This window comes from Cognatundibacterium rivi (genome assembly GCF_018139565.1).
In the GTDB taxonomy this organism is placed as follows: domain Bacteria; phylum Pseudomonadota; class Gammaproteobacteria; order Burkholderiales; family Burkholderiaceae_D; genus Undibacterium; species Undibacterium rivi.
Genome location: NZ_JAGSPK010000007.1, coordinates 123765 through 142039, shown reverse-complemented (window position 1 = coordinate 142039; position 18275 = coordinate 123765). Strand labels below are relative to the sequence as shown.

Here is an 18275-nt window from a genome sequence, read left to right as displayed (position 1 = left end):
GATTTCGATGAGCTTGGTGCCCAAGCCATTGAGCAGTGCATACACCAGCACTACGTGAAACGCTATGACCAGCCCTATGCCCAGGAACTTCTTGCCCGGCTCTTGCTGGCGATCTGAAAAATCCATTCCGACTGTCTCCTTAAGCTAAGAATACGAAGGCGCTAATAATAACCTCTGTTGAATAAAAAATTTCGTCTGCTGCCTGAAAAGTTTTCATATTTTTTGTAGCAAAGACAGATTTTTTTTGCATATAGACCTTTTTTCTATTGTTAATACCTCTTTATTGCCAGTACTGACCAGTGCTGGCTTAGCCATTCAGTCCACTTTGTTGCCTTTTTGCTTTCATTTTTTTTGATTGAAAAAATATAGCTCCTGGCACCAGTGAGCAGATCATGATTTTGTGATGATGTTCATTTCAGTTGACCTCGACAAAACAAACCACGCTAAGCGCCGGAAGAATGAAGCTGCCACTCTCGCTGATAAACTGCGCTTGACTGGCAATGCGCTGATCACCGGCACCATGCATCAGGTGTACCGGATGCAGTTGAAAGTGGCGACCTTGTTGTTCTGGAATGACTAAGCGCTGCTCTTGCTTGCTGACATTAATGAAATACATCACCGCTTTAAAGTGAGCGGCGCTCAGGTTTTCGCCATTCAGATGGGCGGCGATGACGGCCGGATTTTGTTCTGGTCCTGTATTAAAGAAGCGCAGGCGCTGCTGGATTTCTTCGCTGCTGGAAAGACGGAATAAGGCAGAGCTGCTGCGTATTCTCAGCAGATCGCGAAACGCATCGCGGCTCATGGCGATATCCTGCGCGCGCGGTTTGATCCGCTGATCGGTCAGGAGTGGGCCCATGATGGTATAAAAACGTGCGTTATCTTTTTCTGGCGGCAGCCCGGTTCCGAAATAATTCTGTTGATACGTCCAGTCCAGTCGGTTGAACCAATCACCGGAATTGTAGCTGTTGCCATCCAGCGATTTGGAGCGCAGGAGATCTGACCCTGCATGGAAATACGCAATGCCCTGGCTGAAGGCGGTCAATCCTAAACCGAGTATCTGTACTCTGGCACGGTCTTCGTGACTCGTTGTGTGGGGTAGCCGGAATGCGTTGATGTCAAACAGAGTATGGTTATCGTGATTCTCAACATAATTAACGACTTCTGCTGGTGAGCTGATGTAACCGGCAGGCTGGTCGTTGTAAGCAATCTCGCTGAGTTTTTTCGTCTGACCATCTGCGGTCTGCATAACGTAGTCCGCAATGGAGCCAGCCAGGCCCACCCGCACCATGTCTGCACTTCGCTGCAAGGTATTTTTCTGTGGACTATACGGTGGCGATGCATCTGCAGCGTCCAGTAAGCCGTTGATATATCCCTTGTTTTGTACAATCGCGGCGGCATTATCACCATGTCCACCACCGCGAATGGCATCGCGGGCACGGTCGCTGAAGGTGCCGATCTGACTGCCATTCAATGCCAGCTGCGATGCCTGAATAAAACGCGCGCCATTCGCTACCTCGCCAAAATTCCAGCCTTCGCCTATCAGTTGTATCTCTCGGCCATTATCTGACCGCAGCGCTGCTTTTATTTCTTCCATGACTGCGCGAGGCTGATGTCCCATCAAATCAAAACGAAATGAATCCATCTTATATTCACGCGCCCATAGCCTGACGGAATCACTCATCAGCTTTGCCATCATGCGATTTTCGGTTGCCGTGTTGCCGCAAGGCTGGCAAGTGGAATCTTCCACTTTTCCCTGCGCGTTCAGCCTGTGGTAATAGCCGGGAACGATACGATCAAGGACGGATTGCGGATGTTGCCCCGCAAACGCCGTATGGTTATAAACGACATCCATGCCGACCCGCAAACCGGCTCGATGCAGCGCCATCACCATTTTTCTCAGTTCAAGAATACGCGTCGCGCCATTGTCAGCATTGCTGGCATAACTGCCTTCGGGAGCATTGTAGTGGTAGGGGTCGTAGCCCCAGTTGAAGCAGTCTTTATCGGCCAGCGCGTTGATGATTGTTTGCTGACGCAGGCTGTCTGCGCCACCGCTGACGTTCGGGCTGATGCAGTGGCGCTCGGGAATGGTGGCAATATCGAAAATCGGTAATAAGTGGATATCAGTGATACCCGCTTCACTGAGCGCTTGCAGATGATGCATGCCAGCCGATGCTGCTTCGGTAAAGGCCAGATATTTGCCGCGGTAGGCGGGACGTACAGTTTTATCGTTGATGGAAAAATCGCGGACATGCAGTTCGTAGATGGACATGTCTGTCGGAGTTTTTACCCGCTCGGGTATTTTGTGCTGATCCCAACCTGCCGGTTTCAGCGTAGCGTTTTGCAGGTCGGTGATATAACTGCGGCGCGAGTCGCTGGTCAGGCTGATCGAGTAAGGATCTGTGACGCGATTGCGTATGATTCCTGCGCCTGGAACGAAGACATCGACCAGATAGCGGTAATAGCTGCCGCTCATATCCTTATTTATTGCGCCTACCCAGATGCCTGTACGTTGATCCAGGATCATTGGCAGCAGTGTGTGGGCACGGCTAGCGCCCGTCTTATATACGCAGGCACTAACGTGTTGTGCCGTTGGTGCCCATAAACGGAAGGCGGTACTTGCCCGCACGCTGGCATCAGCAGATGCAGCTGTGACGGTGGCACCAAGTTTTGTCTCTTCAGTGGCCGTCTGATACAGATCGTCGACCACACCGGCGATTTGTACAGCGGTGAAATCAATGACCTCGCCACGTTCGTTTTCCTGAACCAGAATTAACTGTTGCGTGAGTAGATTTGCCAGCGTCTGCGCGGATAGCGAATGCGTCAGCAAAGCACCTTCGCCGATGAACTTGTATCGTTGCCGGATGTCTGTTGGCAGCGCCGTAGTTGAGGCAGTTGTGCTGATTCTCAGATCGACATCGCTGACAGGCGAGCCTTTTTGTATGCGCAGTTTTCCGCTGGCGGACGCATAGAGGGCGAATGTCCCTTGCGGGTCTTTTCCTGGCCATTGGATAAAGTCCCGATTCAGCCAGTAGGCGCGTGCGTCTGGTTGGATCGATGTCTTATTCAGGATGGTCTGATGCGAAGGGCTGTCGCAATCGCGCAGATCAGGTGTTCTTGCAAGCGGAGTTGTCTTTGCGTTGATGTGTGCAGAATCTGTCGTATCTGCCACTGTTGCAGAGCAAGTGGCATTCGAAAAGAGTAAGGCGAAGGCGCTGATGCAGGCGATCAGTCCGGCTCTTGTTCTGATTAATACAGGCGAAGGCAGCACGATGTGCTTGCTTATCTGCACTTTTGTCTCCAAATAAGTAGTTCAACTACATTTAGTATTTTTTAAATATTGCCAGAAAATCTTTGTTTTCTATGGGTTTGCGTTACTAGTCAACAAATTTTTTCTGTTAAATTAAAAAATATTAGACAGACATATTTGATGAATGTAGTATTGTTACATAAATTTATCTGAACTTGTTCAGAAATTTTTTCAATTTGAGCTTATTCATACTAATGGTGAGAAGTCAGTGCAAGATTTAAAAAAACAAAACTACACATCGCCACGTTTGCTTGCCGATATCGGTGGGACGAATGCGCGTTTTGCGCTGGAAACCGGGCCGCATCGCTTTGAGGCTGTGGCGGTACTGGCGTGTAATGATTACGCTACGTTGGATCTGGCGATCTCTGCCTATCTGCAAAGCGATGCAGTGCAAGGAATCTGTCTGCAGCCTGTGCAGCATGCAGCGATAGCGATTGCGAATCCGGTCAATGGCGATCAGATCAGTATGACGAATCATCATTGGGCGTTTTCTATTCAGACCTTGCGCGATGCCTTGCATTTGCAGACATTGTTAGTCGTGAATGATTTCACAGCCTTGGCGATGGCATTGCCTTACCTGGAAAATCATCAGCGCATACAGATCGGTGGCGGGCAGGCGCAGCCAGAGCGGGTAATAGGCTTAATCGGACCTGGTACCGGTCTCGGCGTCTCCGGTATCGTCCCCGCTGGAAAGCAATGGATTCCTCTGAGCAGCGAAGGCGGGCATGCCAGCTTTTCTCCGGCTGATGCGGCAGAGGTGGATTTATTGAAAGTGATCTGGCGAGAATTTCCACATGTGTCTGCTGAACGCTTAATCTCGGGTATGGGCTTGGAAATTATCTATCGCGCGCTGGGTGAATTGCATGCAGACGGTGCGGATGCCAGTTTGTCCGCAGCCGATATCAGTCGTCGCGCATTGGATGGCAGTTGCGCCAGATGTCGCCAGACCGTTGCACATTTCTGTGGCATGCTGGGAACAGCGGCAGGCAATCTTGCTATTACTTTAGGTGCGACCGGTGGCGTCTATATTGGCGGTGGTATCGTACCGCGTCTCGGTGATTTCTTTCTGCAATCGGCTTTCCGTCAGCGTTTCGAAGCGAAAGGGCGGTTTGCAAATTATCTGGCGGCTATTCCGACCTTCCTTATCACTGCGGAATACCCGGCGTTTCTGGGCGTGTCTGCGATATTGGCGGAAAAATTATCGCTCGCTGATAACGCTGCACACTGACGCTGTATTGTTCTTTATTCTTGCTTACTATGCCTCCTACATCGATCTCAGCTAATTCCGTTCAGCAATCTGATACTCATACGCAGTGGTGGCGCGAAGCGGTGATTTATCAGGTGTATCCGCGCAGTTTTTTGGATACCAATGGTGATGGTATCGGCGATCTGCCGGGTATCACTGCCAAACTGGATTACATCGCGCAGCTTGGCGTGGACATCGTCTGGATTTCCCCATTTTTTACTTCACCGATGAAAGACTTTGGTTACGACGTGGCAGATTACTGTGATGTTGATCCTTTGTTTGGAACGCTGAGTGATTTTGACCGTTTGCTTGAACGCGCGCATGCATTGGGTTTGAAAGTCATGATTGATCAGGTGCTCTCGCATTGTTCGGACCAGCATCCATGGTTCGTGGAAAGCCGTCAAAGCCGTGATAATCCCAAGGCTGACTGGTATGTATGGGTAGATCCGCAGGCAGATGGATCGCCGCCGAATAACTGGCTCTCGGTTTTTGGCGGTTCTTCCTGGCAATGGGATGCGCGCCGCCGTCAATACTATCTGCACAATTTTTTGACGAGTCAGCCAGATCTGAATTTCCATCACCCTGATGTGCAGCAGGCGCATTTGGATAACATGCGTTTCTGGCTGGAACGTGGCGTTGATGGCTTCCGTCTCGATGCCTGTAACTTTCATTTTCATGACCGTTCTTTACGCAGCAATCCTCCGGCCACGAATCGCGATACCAAGACGGTGCAAGACAATAACCCCTACGGTATGCAGTCGCATATATATGATAAGACGCAGCCCGAGAATATCGCTTTTCTGGAAAAAATGCGTGGTCTGCTGAATGAATACGGCGCGATCGCGATCGGTGAGGTCGGTGCCGATGACTCGCTGGGCGTCATGGCTGAATACACCGCTGACGACAATAAACTGCATATGGCGTACAGCTTCAATTTACTGACGCCTGATGTGTCTGCAGCATATATCCGCACGCAGGTGGAGGAATTTGAAGCGCGGGTAAAAGGTGGCTGGGTTTCGTGGTCGGTCGGGAACCACGACGTGGTGCGCGTGATGTCACGTTGGGGCGGGAATGCGCCGACGCCACAATTTGCAAAAATGATGATGGCGTTACAGGCAGCGCTGAAGGGAACCCCATGTCTGTATCAGGGGGATGAGTTGGCGCTGACCGAGGCTGATATTGCGTACGAGGATATACAGGATCCCTACGGAATTACTTTCTGGCCAGAATTCAAGGGGCGGGATGGCTGCCGCACTCCTATGCCGTGGCGCGTCGATCAGCCGCATGCTGGATTTACCAGCGGTAAGCCGTGGTTGCCAGTAGCCGCTGAACATATCACCATTGCGGTATCGCAGCAGGAACAAGATCCCGATTCCGCTTTGATGTATGCGCGTCATATATGGCATTGGCGCAAGCAGCATCGACAACTGACGCGCGGCGAGATTCATTTTTTTGACGCGCCGGAACCAGTATTGGCGTTTTGTCGTCAGCTCGATGGAGAGCCGACAATTTTTGCCGCATTTAATTTAGGCGATCAGACTGTCAATTTTGTATGGCCGGAAGTGGCAGGAGCAATGCTGCTCACGGGCTACAATTTGCCCGGAACACTGAACAGCAGCACCGTGGAATTACCAGCGTTTGGCGCCTGGTTCGGCACGCGTTAAGAATGTTTGCCGGTGTCGCAGATCACACAATTTGTGTCGGTTCTGTCGTGCCTGAGCATCCGAGACAATCTGAGGCAACGCTGGAAAATGAGGAAATTATTTTCCAGCCAGATAAATTTTGTCATCAAAAGTGAACAGCCATTCAGGCCGATAAACTGCAAAAATTGTCGTCAGAAAACCGACTAAAAAAGCTTCACCCCACGTCAGTAACAGCATGTAGGCAATGGCGTCGCCAGGGATGATTTTCACTGGCGCGAGCAGCATGTGAGCAGACAGCGCAAGTAATCCCCCACTGGCATTCACAATCAGTGAGCCAAAAAAACCATTGCCAAACAAATACACAAACATGTGATGAGGTAAATACCGGCGGGTTTTGTTCAGTATCAGTTCACTCAGATAACAGGGGAAGACCGCCAGTACAAGAATATTTGCACCGAGATTGAGCCATATACCATCGTATTCTGCGGTGTATGCCAGCGTGGCAACTGCGATTCCTAAGATCGCCAGTGATCTGCCGAACATCAGTGCAAACAAGGCGACACCCATCAGGTGAAGATGCAGATCGCTATGAACGGGAACACGCATACGCCATAGCAGTATCAGCACAATGATGCTGGCGCACCAGGCAGAAAAAACAGTAGGTTCTTGCAAGCGCTGCCAGGGAATTTTCCGGATTTCCAGTCCCAGCAGAACCAGTGCGATCAGCATTGCAAAAATGCATAAACCGATATCGACAGGAGTGTAAAAAATGCCCATGGGAGATTCGCGACAGTTGTCCGGGCACCTATCATAATCCTGATTGGTTGGCGACGCACTGCGTGATATCAAGAAAAAAAGGCGAGCAAAGAAATCTCTTTACTCGTCTTTTTAGTTTACGCGCAGCACAAATCAGGGGTCGACCAGAGTCACAGTCGCCGTTGCCGTTTTTCCTTTGCCATCGCTGATGGTGTATTGAAAACTGTCACGTATAAAGCTGCCGAACGGCGAGAAAACCACCTTGTTACCCGATATGCGGAGTGTGCCCGTATTTCCTGCCATCGGTGTTACCGATACCAGTGTCAGAGCATCGCCGTCAGGATCGCTGTCATTGGCGAGAGGATCGACAGTCGTTTCAGTGATGCCGGAAACGATGAAAGAATCATTTCTGGCGACAGGTGCGTTATTTGCAGCGGCAATGCTGACGTTGACTTGCGCGGTGGACTGTCCGCCACGACCGTCGTTGATGGTGTACGTGAAGCTGTCGTTACCGCTGTAATCGGGATGAGGAACATAGACAATTTTTTGCGATTGTATCGTCGCAGTTCCGTGCGCAGCGTTGCCGACTGTGCTGATAGTGATTGCATCCGAATCCGGGTCAGTGTCGTTACTTAATACGTCGATCACGACGGATTGATTTTGCTGTGTGCTTGCGCTGTCGCCGGTCGCTTGCGGTGCACGATTCAGGTAATTTCTGGTTTTCGTTTCGGTTTGAGTTTTTTCCTGATAGCGATAAGTATCGACTGTGCGCTTATGCTCTAATGAATTACGCAGTGCCCTGCGTATCCATGCCGGCTCCTGAGGAATATCCTCGCGTTTGTAAGTGACTTCCGCCGCCGGTGCAGGCAGAACCTGTTCCGGTATTTCTATGACTTCTGTTTTATCGATCCGACTGACAAACTCGAGATCCACCCGGCGATTTTTTTCGCGCGTTTCTTTGGTTGCCGGATACTTAGGCTCCAGCTTGCCTTTGCCTTCAACCACAACTTCTTCGGCATTTACCACACCCAGAGAAATCAGGTAATCCCGCACTGCCACGGCGCGTGATAGCGACAGTTTCTGGTTGTAGTTAACAGAACCGATGTCGCAGGTGTGTCCTGTAATTCTGACATTGCCTTCATGCGGATATTTTTTCAAGGTTTCAGCGATCTTTGCTAATTCCTGTTTTGCAAAATCCGTCAACCCGGCACTATCGATTTTAAAGAACGCGTCACCTGTCATGGTGGTCGTCGTTTTGACCAGGCGTTGCTCGGTTCTGGCAGGAATAATAGTCGGCGCTGATGGTGCAGTGGGTACTTCAACCATCCTGTATTTTTGCTCAAAGCGACTGCTAGTACCGCCAAAACTATAGCGATACATCAGATTAATCCGGCGATCATTTTGTTGGCTGTCGAAATCCCCTGATTTGCGATACTGACCAACTTGCAGTGCCAGACTGTGCGGCGTACCAACAAAGAATTTTTCTGCAGTCAAGCTCACGCCGATTTGTTTGCTGCTGGCCTTGCCCCATTCGTAATCAAGCCCGGCACTGACACGTACGGCATTCTCCGTGTAGTAGTGCCCCGCGCGGGCGCCAACGCCGTAATCATAGGCGCGCTCATAGAGGCGGGTATTTGTGACGGTAGTGATGGTGTCGATATATCCGCGCCCGGCGTCATTGCCGTTTTGTTCGCTAATCGTTGTTGTCAGCGTGTTTTGTAACAGCCGTTTATTGCCGGGGCTGTAACTGGCATAGACATGACCAAACCAGTCCTGATTTTCCTGACCTATACCGAGGCTGAGTTTTTTATCCTTCTGCTCATTCTGGTCGATTGCCGCAAAATATTTGACTACAGAATTTTGTTGCTGCGAGTGGTAACTCAGTTTACCGCCGCCCGATTTATTACTTAACCATACCTCACCCAGCCAGACGTTTGTCCCTGAGTCTGATAGCACACCAAACAGTTCACCCGTCAATGCGCCGCCATTTTGATAGCCGATGCCGACGCGCGAATTTTCGCCGATGAATTGTAAATTGCCACCGTTCTGAATGTCCGGATTTGTGGATTGTTGTGCTGAAGCCTGATTCAACTGGGCGAGCAAGGCGAGAAATAGAAGGGATAGCTTAGGTTGAGTGTATCGGGCAGGCATAACAAGCGAAGTAGTGATTGAAACGAAACCATGCGCGCGGGCTGGCGATAAATAATGGCAGGTCGCCTGATCAAAACGCTGCGTTTAAATCGGCATAAAAAAACCGCATCAGCCAGAGCGTAATGCGGACGTTTTAATTACTTCAAAAACGCATCAGATGTATCTGATCGACTATCCCACCATTAAGAGTGCCCGATACTATATTTTGCTTGTTTGGGTGTCAAGCGTCACTGACGGGTTCGACCAATCATAGTGATTTGTGTCGCAACCAATGTGGCAGGGGGATGCGGAAAGAAAAAAAGGGCTTACATTTCTGTAAGCCCTTGAATTCTGGTGGTGATAGGTGGACTTGAACCACCGACCCCAGCATTATGAGTGCTGTGCTCTAACCAGCTGAGCTATATCACCAAGAAGCGCTAGATTATGTCAGCAGCTCATGCGGGTGTCAATACCGAGCCTCTGTTTTTTGTAGCAGCGCTCCGGTATTTTGCAAAAAAACAAGCGTTTTGATTGCATACGTGCGGAATGACGGCAATTTCGCTACTTTCTTGCCATTTCCTGTTGTACCAGATGCAGGATTTGTTGTGAGGGATTCTGGCTCAGGCAATCTATCAGTATGCGTTCCGGCATAGAGCGTAACCAGGTGAGTTGGCGTTTGGCCAGCTGGCGGGTGGCGATAATGCCGCGTTCCCGCATCTCTTCATAAGTGCAGACCTGGTCAAGATAGTCCCATGCCTGACGATAACCGACGCAGCGTATCGACGGCAGATTTGCGTGTAAATCCTGTCGTTGCTTTAATTGTTTCACTTCTTCTAAAAAGCTGTTTTGCAGCATCAGATCGAAGCGGTCAGCAATGCGCTGGTGCAGAACGCTGCGATCAGAGGGTTCCAGCGAAATCGGCAACATGGCGAATGCTGGCCCGGCTTTAGTCTGGCGGGCCAGCAGTGCCGACATCGACTGTCCGCTCAGTGTGATAATTTCCAGTGCCCGTTGTATCCGCTGGCTGTCATTGGGATTCAGCCGTGCAGCCGTTTCAGGGTCGAGGGTTGCCAGACGCGCATGTAAACCCGGCACGCCTATGCGTTCAGCTTCCGCATCCAGTTCGGCACGTAACACCGGATCAGCACCGGGCAGATCGTCGAGTCCGTGTTTCAGTGCATTGAAATACATCATGGTGCCGCCGACCAGAATGGGTAATTTGCCTCTTGCCTGAATATCAGCGACCAGTCTTTCTGCATCTTTACGGAATTGCGCGACGGAATACGACTCAACCGGATCAATAATATCGATCAGATGATGTGGTGCGCTGGCGAGTTCTGCTGCGGACGGCTTTGCCGTGCCGATATCCATGCCACGATAAATCAGCGCTGAATCAACCGAAATAATTTCGGATGGAATGTGTCTGGCGATTTCTAATGCGGCAGCCGTTTTGCCGGAGGCGGTCGGCCCCATGATCGCGATAACGTTGGCGGCATTCGAGGTGTTCATGCTAATTCCGTTTTTATAATGGATGTCGTTGTTAACGGGGGTGATCATTCACGATGTTAAGAATTTATTGACCGCGCAGGAACATTTTATCGAGATCGTTCAAGCCGAGTTGCACCCATGTTGGTCGCCCGTGATTGCACTGATCAGCGCGCTCTGTCTGCTCCATCTGACGCAATAGCGCATTCATTTCCGGCACTGTGAGGCTGCGATTGGCGCGCACCGCGGTATGACAGGCAAGGGTGCCAAGTAATTCATTGCGTCTGTCAATCAGAACGCGTGAACCGCCGAATTCGCGCACTTCACGTAAGACGTCGCGTGCGAGTGATTGCGCATCGGCATTTTTCAGCAAGGCCGGAACCGCACGCACTGCCAGCGTGGTCGGTGAGATAGCCGCCATGTCAAAACCTAGCGCTTTTAAGGTGTCCTGATGTTCTTCGACCGTGCCGACCTCAATCGCGTCAGCATAAAAGGTGACAGGAATCAGCATCGGTTGCACAGGCATGGCATTTTCATCGAGCGCATTTTTGAGTTGCTCATACAAGATGCGTTCGTGCGCCGCATGCATATCGACCAGCACCAGGCCTTTGCTGTTTTGTGCGAGTACATACACACCGTGCAACTGGGCCAGCGCAAAACCTAAAGGATGCTCGTCCTCAGGCAGTGATTGTGCAGGAATGGCATTTTCTGCGCGGGCGCTGTCGCTAAACATCGCACCGTAATTTTGCAGAGTCTGCGCGATGCCATTACCGCTATCAGTCTGATTGCGTCCCCATTGATCGTAAGCATTCGGCATGCTGCTGCCAACATTCGCATATGGTGATGGCGTTGCGAATTGTGCGGCAAAGGTCGTTTGTTCGCCGGTAATCCACGGCATTGCTTTTCCCGCTAATACGGATGATGCTGATGCGGCGGTGGCAGGTGCCGGAACGGTACCGAAAGATGTTGCCGATGTCTGCGCCAGCGCTCGACTGACCGCATGAAAGACAAACTGATGTACTGCGCGGCTGTCACGAAAACGCACTTCAATTTTTGAGGGATGCACGTTCACATCGACCAGTGCAGGATTGAGATCGAGCGCCAGTACATAAGACGGATAGCGGTCGCCATGCAACACATCCTGATAGGCGGCGCGCACCGCATGCGTTAGTAATTTATCCCGGACAAAACGCCCATTCACATAAAAAAACTGCGCATCGGCACGCGCTTTAGAGGCGGTCGGCAAACCGACAAAACCGTGCAGACGCAATGGCCCAGCGCTTTCATCCAGTGGCAGACGTGCACTGGAAAAGGCGTCGCCAAGTATCTGTGCACTACGTTTTTCGATAGCGCTGACGTTCCAGTGGTCAACCGCTTTGCCATTGTGTGTGAGAGAAAATGAGACATCGGGACGCGCCAGCGCAATACGGCGAACGACTTCTGCGCAATGACCAAACTCCGTCTGTTCTGACTTTAAAAATTTTCGGCGGGCAGGGGTGTTGTAATACAAATCCTGCACATCAACGGTGGTACCTGGTGCGCCGGATGCCGGGCTCACCTTGCCATTTTCAATTTGCCAGGCATGCGGCGCGTCGGCGGTGCGGGTCGTCAGCGTCAGCAAAGAAACAGAGGCGATGGATGCCAGCGCTTCGCCGCGAAATCCCAGCGTGGCGACATTCTCCAGTTCTGTCAGCGATGCGATTTTTGATGTTGCATGACGTGCCACCGCGAGCGGCAACTGCTCTTGCGGTATGCCGCGTCCGTTATCGCTGATGGCGATTCGCTTAACGCCACCTTCCTCCAGCCGGATGGTGATATTGCTGGCGCCTGCATCCAGCGCGTTTTCCAGCACTTCCTTGACGACAGCAGAAGGCCGTTCGACGACTTCGCCTGCAGCAATTTGAGAGATCAGGTTGTCAGGCAGTGCCTGAATCGGACGAGAAGGGGAGGAATTCGAATTCATCGCGAGATTATACCTGCGCTGCCTTGCGTGTACTGCGGCTTAGTGTATGATTGCCGCGATTTCTTTGACTGGAACAATAATGGATTTCATGCAACTGTTGGACATGATTTTACATGTCGATAAGATGTTGGGAATGGTGATTGCGGAATACGGAACGCTGGTGTACGTCGTTTTGTTTGCGATTGTTTTTTGTGAGACTGCGTTTGTCATTTTTCCGTTTTTGCCTGGCGATTCTTTATTGTTTATTGCCGGTGCTTTTTGTGCGACGGGTGCGATGAATCCTTGGCTGCTGGTTGGTTTATTGCTGCTCGCATCGATTTCAGGAAATACGATTAACTACTGGATCGGTAGTTTGATTGGGCACAAAGTCATGGCGCGTGACTATCGCTGGATAGACAAGGCAGCGCTGAAAAAGACCCATGAGTTTTACGAAAAGCATGGCGGTAAAACGGTTGTGCTGGCGCGTTTTGTGCCTATCGTGCGTACCTTTGCGCCTTTCGTGGCGGGGATCTCCGATATGACCCACCGCACTTTCCAGCTCTTCAATGTGCTAGGTGCGCTGCTCTGGATATTGTCGCTGGTGTTGAGCGGTTATTTCTTCGGTAATATTCCTTTCATACAGAAAAATCTGAACGCCATTGTGCTGGTCGGCGTTGGTGCTGCGATTGTGCCTCTGTTGCTGGGGGCATTGTGGAAAATGCTGAAACGCTTGCGTAAAGCAGCCTGACTATTGTGAAACAGCCGACTTCACCGACGCTGATCTGGCTACGCCAGCAAGCACCGTTGAAGCCTGAAGTCGGCCAGGCCTGTAATGGCTGTGGTGTTTGCTGCGCTGCCGAGCCTTGCCCGGTGGCGCTTGTTTTTTTGTGGCAACGGCGCGGTAGCTGTCGCGCTTTATTGTGGGATCAGGCTTCATCAGCTTACCGCTGCGGCATGCTGGTGCAACCGGCACAGTATCTGCGCTGGCTTCCGTTATGCTGGCAGGCCTGGTTTGCGCGCAGAGTCAGACGCTGGATCGCTGCTGGTGTTGGTTGCGATTCCAGTGCGCACATAGAATAAAAAATGCCCGGCGGGATCGTCGGGCATTTTTTTAACTGCATTGCTGATAATTATTCAGGTCAGGCGACTTTTTGCCAGCGGTGGATTTTTTGAAAAATATTTTTTGATACCTTTCATCACGGCATCCGCCATCTGATCCTGATACGCATCATCGGTCAGTTTTGCTTCCTCTTCCGGATTGGAAATAAACGCTGTCTCTATCAATATGCTGGGAATATCCGGCGCTTTCAGAACGGCAAACCCGGCTTGTTCCACCGAGCCTTTGTGCAATTTATTGATGCCGCTGATTTCTGTCAGCACGACTTTGCCGAGTTTTAAACTATCGTTGATCTGCGCCGTTGTAGACAAATCCAGCAAGACGCTGGCGAGCTGCTTGTCGTGATTCTTGATATTCACACCACCGATCAGATCGGCCGCATTTTCTTTGTCCGCTAGCCAGCGTGCCGCGGTTGAACTCGCACCTTTATCGGATAACACAAATACCGACGAACCACGCGCAGATGAATTCACAAACGCATCGGCATGCACTGACATAAATAAATCGGCTTGCACAGCACGGGCTTTTTGTACCCGCACGTTCAGCGGCACAAAATAATCGGCATCGCGCGTCAACATCACGCGCATATTCGGTTGCTGTTCTATTTTGGCTTTCAGACGTTTCGCAATCGCGAGGACCACATCTTTTTCGCGACTACCGCCACGCCCGGTCGCGCCGGGATCTTCACCGCCATGACCCGGATCAATCGCAATTGTGATCATGCGGGTCATCGCCGGTGCGGCTGATTTGTCTGGTGATTTTTCACTCAGATGCGGTTCGTTTTTTTCGTTGTGTTTCAGCGCAGATTTATCGTCTGGCTTTGCTTCCGCCATTAAGTCTGGTCTGGACGCTTTGGGGTCGGATTTGCCATCGGCTTTGACTTCACCTGCCATGGCTGGGGTAGTCGGGGCAACGCTTTTGTTCTGAGTGTCTTTGTGCCATTCGCCTTTTTCTATCAGCGCAGCAATTGGGTCGGCCGGATTGGCTGGATACAGATCGAAGACCAGCCGGTGTTTATAGTTGCCAACGGGTTGCAGGGTAAATACCTGCGGGCTGATTTCTTCTTTTAAATCGAATACCAGGCGCACAACATTGGGCTTATTCTGACCAACCCGCACCTGCTTGATGTAAGGGTCGTTCGGCTGTATCTTCGCCACGAGTTCTTTCAGGGTCGGATTTAATTCCAGACCTTCGATATCAACCACCAGGCGCTCAGGATTTTTTACCGTGAAAAAATTAGTATTGAGCTCAATATCATTTTCCAGCGTGACGCGGGTGTAATCTTCTGCAGGCCAGACGCGGACAGCCAGAATTTTTGCCGCATTTGCTGCTTGCGGCACACAAACGGAAAGCAGCAAGGTGCCGCCAGCTTTAATGAAAGCGCGTCGCTTTCGTGATGGGGATTTCTGGCTTACAGATTCGGGGCGAATTGGAGTGATGCGAGACATGCGATACCTTTGGCAGACAACGCTTGCAATTCTACCTCACGACCATCACCTGCGACGCTTAAAAATACATTCAGATCAGGTTCCGGCAGCACGCCGTCTGCTTTTTCCGGCCATTCGACGATACAGATATTCGATGCATTAAACTCTTCGCGGAATCCGGCATCGATAAATTCTTCGGCGCTCAGCATACGGTACAGATCAAAATGCATGATGCTTGTTGTTTGCGATTGGATGTTGACTTGATACGGTTCTACCAGCGTATACGTCGGACTTTTTACATTACCGGTAAAACCGGCGGCGTGAATCATGGCGCGGGTGAGGGCAGTTTTGCCTGCGCCCAGATCGCCGTGCAGAAAAATCACCAGCCCCGGCACTAAAGTGTGGGCGAGACTTTTTCCTAAAGCCTGTGTTGCTGCTTCATCAGGCAGTGTGGTTTTATAATGTGACATTTCCTGCAAAGTCCGTATTCATGAATTCGCTAAACATAGCATATTGCCCCGCCCTTGTGTATTTGCCGGAGTCTGCCGCGTGAATCTGGATGATGACAGCTTAGCGGCTTTATCCGCACAGATCAAAAGCTGGGGCAAAGAACTCGGCTTTGCAGAAATCCGCATTGCTGATGCTGATCTCAGCCACACCGAAGCCGGTTTTCAGCAATGGCTGGATGCTGGGTTTCATGGCGATATGGCGTATATGGCGGCACATGGCACCAAACGCAGTCGCCCGGCTGAATTAGTGCCCGGCACGGTCAGGGTGATTTCGGCTCGCATGAATTACTTGCCCGCCGATCCACACTGGCGCGCCGCAGAAGCACAGCACACGGCAGATACTGCGGTGATTTCTATTTATGCGCGCGGCCGGGATTATCACAAAGTGCTACGTAGTCGCCTGCAGCAACTGGCCGAAAAAATCAGCCAGCAGATCGGTACGTTTGGTTACCGCGTCTTTACAGACTCAGCGCCGGTAATGGAAGTGGCGCTGGCAGAAAAATCGGGTCTCGGCTGGCGTGGCAAACATACCTTGCTATTGAGCCGCGAAGCCGGCTCTATGTTTTTTCTGGGCGAGATACTGGTCGATTTGCCTTTACCGGTTGACCCGCCTGTTGGTAATCACTGCGGTCAGTGTTCTTCGTGTATCGATGTTTGCCCGACGAAGGCGATCGTCGCGCCATACACAGTCGATGCGCGGCGCTGTGTGTCATATCTGACGATAGAGCTGCATGGCAGTATCCCACTGGAATTCCGGCCGCTGATCGGTAACCGTGTGTATGGTTGCGACGATTGCCAGTTACATTGTCCTTGGAATAAATTCGCGCAAGCTGCCGCAGTCGATGATTTTGCCGTCAGAAATGGTTTGGATCATGCGCGCATGGTGCATTTGTTTGCGTGGACGGAAGAACAGTTCTTGCGCATGCTGGAAGGCAGCCCTATCCGTCGCATCGGACATGAACGCTGGTTGCGCAATATTGCGGTCGGTCTCGGTAATGCGGCGACCACGATGCATGGCGATGCCGCCATCGTAGCCGCCTTACGTGCGCGCCTTGATCACCCTTCAGAAATGGTGCGTGAGCATGTGATGTGGGCGCTGGCCTGCCATGGCCTGAGCGCGCCGTGAAAGTCTGGTGACGCTAGCGCACCAGCGCCAGCCAGATCGGCAAACTCAGTACTGATAATACGGTGCTGGCAGAAATCAGAAATGCGACGAACGGGCCATTGCCCCCCATGCGCGCCGCCAGCACGTAGGCGCTGGAAGCAGTCGGCAGTGCACAGAAAATGACGGCGATCTGCAATTGCAGTGCAGGTAATTCCAGCCAGCGGCCAAGTACCAGCGCTATCGCCGGTAAAGCCAGCAATTTCACTGAGAGAAAATAGGCAGCGATACCTTTTGCTTCGTGTATTGCTGACACCTTCATTCCGGCACCCACGGCCAGCAAGCCGAGTGCGATGGCAGCGTTGCCGAGTCGCGACAGCGTTGCCGCAATTCCTTCCGGCAATGGGATATCCAGCAGACTGACGATCACGCCGCTGGCGGTGCCGACGACCAGCGGGTTACTGGCGATTTCTTTCAGCAAGCGGCCGCTGTTATGTGCCAGCGCATAGACCGCTGCCATATTGCATAAAGGCACCAGAAACCCTATCAGTAACGCCATCAGCGCAGTGCCTTGATCGCCCGCGAGGCGGGACGCGATCGCCAGTGCAATATACGAATTAAAACGGAACGCCGTTTGTACGCCAGATTCAAAAATACGCGGTGCTGTTTTGAACAGATATTTCGCCAGCCAGCCGAGCAACATGCCCGCGATCGTGGCGATGATGGCAACCTGCAACAGATGTCCGGTCGCATGAAAATCAAAGCGGGTGCGTGCCGTGGTGTAAAACAGCAGGGCAGGAAACAGCAGGAAGTAAACCAGTTTTTCGACGCCAGCCCAGAAATGGCCTCCCCAGTGGGAATGGCGGGCGAGCAGGAAGCCGATCAGAATTAAACTAAAATCAGGAAAGAGTAGGGTGAAGATAGACATACTGGGTGGAGTATATTTCAACCCCTAATGTTTACAAGGAGAATAGGGTGAAAATCAAGGATACTCCCCCATTTTTAATAAAAATTACTTCAGAATTCCAGCCAGTTCGACGGCGGTTTTGACTTGCATTTTGTCGAACACATGCGCCCGGTGCACTTCCACGGTACGCATGCTGATACCGAGTTCATCGGCGATGACCTTGTTCATTTTGCCGAGCAAAATCAGTTCCAGCACTTCTTTTTCGCGTGCGGACAGAGTCGCCAGGCGTTCATGCACGGCGGCAGAAACACCTGCTGCACGTGACTGCGCCAGCGCTTCCTGCACTCTGTCCATGAGTTTGTTATCGTTAAACGGCTTTTCAAAGAAATCAAAAGCACCGCGTTTGAGTGTATCGACCGCCATCGGTACGTCGCCATGCCCGGTCAGAAAAATCACCGGCAGACGTTTGGTCAGTTTTTTGCCGGATAAAATGTCAAACAGATGAATGCCGCTCAGCCCTTCCATGCGCACATCCAGCAAAATGCAGTCGCCTTCGGTATCAAAGCGCAAAGGTTGATCGAGCGAGGCCAGAAACTGTTCTGCGCTGCTGTAACCGATCGCGGCAATCTGGCGTGAACGGGCGAGCCAGGACAGTGAATCGCGGATCACGTCCTCGTCGTCAATGATGTGTAGCATGTCGTCTC

14 protein-coding genes and 1 tRNA gene are annotated in these 18275 nt (G+C 51.4%); 5 read left to right on the top strand and 10 right to left on the bottom strand.

Annotation, left to right across the window (positions count from 1 at the left end; all coding sequences use genetic code 11):
* Nucleotides 1-415: 415 nt before the first annotated feature.
* Complete coding sequence (locus KDM87_RS17085; protein WP_212680331.1) at nt 416-3289, bottom strand: alpha-1,6-glucosidase domain-containing protein; 2874 nt, start codon at nt 3287-3289, stop codon at nt 416-418.
* 226 nt (nt 3290-3515) lie between these two features.
* On the opposite strand from KDM87_RS17085, the gene KDM87_RS17080 reads away from it, so the two are divergent.
* Nucleotides 3516-4535, top strand: a complete 1020-nt coding sequence (locus KDM87_RS17080; protein ID WP_212680330.1) for a glucokinase — start codon at nt 3516-3518, stop codon at nt 4533-4535.
* 29 nt (nt 4536-4564) lie between these two features.
* Complete coding sequence (locus KDM87_RS17075; RefSeq protein WP_212680329.1) at nt 4565-6217, top strand: alpha-amylase family glycosyl hydrolase; 1653 nt, start codon at nt 4565-4567, stop codon at nt 6215-6217.
* A 96-nt stretch (nt 6218-6313) separates the two neighbouring features.
* On the opposite strand, the gene KDM87_RS17070 is transcribed toward KDM87_RS17075, so the two are convergent.
* From KDM87_RS17070 to mutL, 5 genes are all read right to left on the bottom strand, one after another.
* Nucleotides 6314-6973 carry an energy-coupling factor ABC transporter permease gene (locus KDM87_RS17070; protein ID WP_212680328.1) on the bottom strand — a complete coding sequence of 220 codons (660 nt, stop codon included), beginning with the start codon at nt 6971-6973 and terminating at the stop codon, nt 6314-6316.
* A gap of 132 nt (nt 6974-7105) precedes the next feature.
* Nucleotides 7106-9103 (bottom strand): Ig-like domain-containing protein, encoded by a 1998-nt coding sequence (locus KDM87_RS17065; RefSeq protein WP_212680327.1) that lies wholly within the window; start codon nt 9101-9103, stop codon nt 7106-7108.
* 331 nt (nt 9104-9434) lie between these two features.
* Nucleotides 9435-9511: transfer RNA gene (locus KDM87_RS17060), tRNA-Met, on the bottom strand.
* A 132-nt stretch (nt 9512-9643) separates the two neighbouring features.
* Nucleotides 9644-10591 carry a tRNA (adenosine(37)-N6)-dimethylallyltransferase MiaA gene (gene miaA / locus KDM87_RS17055; protein ID WP_212680326.1) on the bottom strand — a complete coding sequence of 316 codons (948 nt, stop codon included), beginning with the start codon at nt 10589-10591 and terminating at the stop codon, nt 9644-9646.
* Nucleotides 10592-10655: 64 nt separating this feature from the next.
* Entirely contained in the window at nt 10656-12530 is a 1875-nt protein-coding gene (gene mutL, locus KDM87_RS17050) for a DNA mismatch repair endonuclease MutL (protein WP_212680325.1), read from the bottom strand.
* Nucleotides 12531-12609: 79 nt separating this feature from the next.
* Between mutL and KDM87_RS17045 the strand changes: the two genes are divergently transcribed.
* Together KDM87_RS17045 and KDM87_RS17040 are read left to right on the top strand one after the other, a co-directional pair.
* Nucleotides 12610-13257 (top strand): VTT domain-containing protein, encoded by a 648-nt coding sequence (locus tag KDM87_RS17045; RefSeq protein ID WP_212680324.1) that lies wholly within the window; start codon nt 12610-12612, stop codon nt 13255-13257.
* A 5-nt stretch (nt 13258-13262) separates the two neighbouring features.
* Nucleotides 13263-13589 (top strand): hypothetical protein, encoded by a 327-nt coding sequence (locus KDM87_RS17040; protein ID WP_329604949.1) that lies wholly within the window; start codon nt 13263-13265, stop codon nt 13587-13589.
* Nucleotides 13590-13643: 54 nt separating this feature from the next.
* On the opposite strand, the gene KDM87_RS17035 is transcribed toward KDM87_RS17040, so the two are convergent.
* Both KDM87_RS17035 and tsaE read right to left on the bottom strand, forming a co-directional pair.
* Complete coding sequence (locus tag KDM87_RS17035; RefSeq protein WP_212680323.1) at nt 13644-15074, bottom strand: N-acetylmuramoyl-L-alanine amidase; 1431 nt, start codon at nt 15072-15074, stop codon at nt 13644-13646.
* Nucleotides 15038-15523: a tRNA (adenosine(37)-N6)-threonylcarbamoyltransferase complex ATPase subunit type 1 TsaE gene (gene tsaE / locus KDM87_RS17030; protein ID WP_212680322.1), complete on the bottom strand. Its 486-nt coding sequence runs from the start codon at nt 15521-15523 to the stop codon at nt 15038-15040. Before tsaE ends, KDM87_RS17035 begins: the two co-directional genes overlap by 37 nt.
* 79 nt (nt 15524-15602) lie before the next feature.
* Between tsaE and queG the strand changes: the two genes are divergently transcribed.
* Entirely contained in the window at nt 15603-16688 is a 1086-nt protein-coding gene (gene queG / locus KDM87_RS17025) for a tRNA epoxyqueuosine(34) reductase QueG (RefSeq protein WP_212680321.1), read from the top strand.
* Between the two features lie 13 nt (nt 16689-16701).
* On the opposite strand, the gene KDM87_RS17020 is transcribed toward queG, so the two are convergent.
* Nucleotides 16702-17592 carry an AEC family transporter gene (locus KDM87_RS17020; protein WP_212680320.1) on the bottom strand — a complete coding sequence of 297 codons (891 nt, stop codon included), beginning with the start codon at nt 17590-17592 and terminating at the stop codon, nt 16702-16704.
* An 84-nt stretch (nt 17593-17676) separates the two neighbouring features.
* Nucleotides 17677-18267, bottom strand: coding sequence for a response regulator transcription factor (locus KDM87_RS17015; protein ID WP_212680319.1), 591 nt, complete (start codon nt 18265-18267; stop codon nt 17677-17679).
* Nucleotides 18268-18275: the final 8 nt, after the last annotated feature.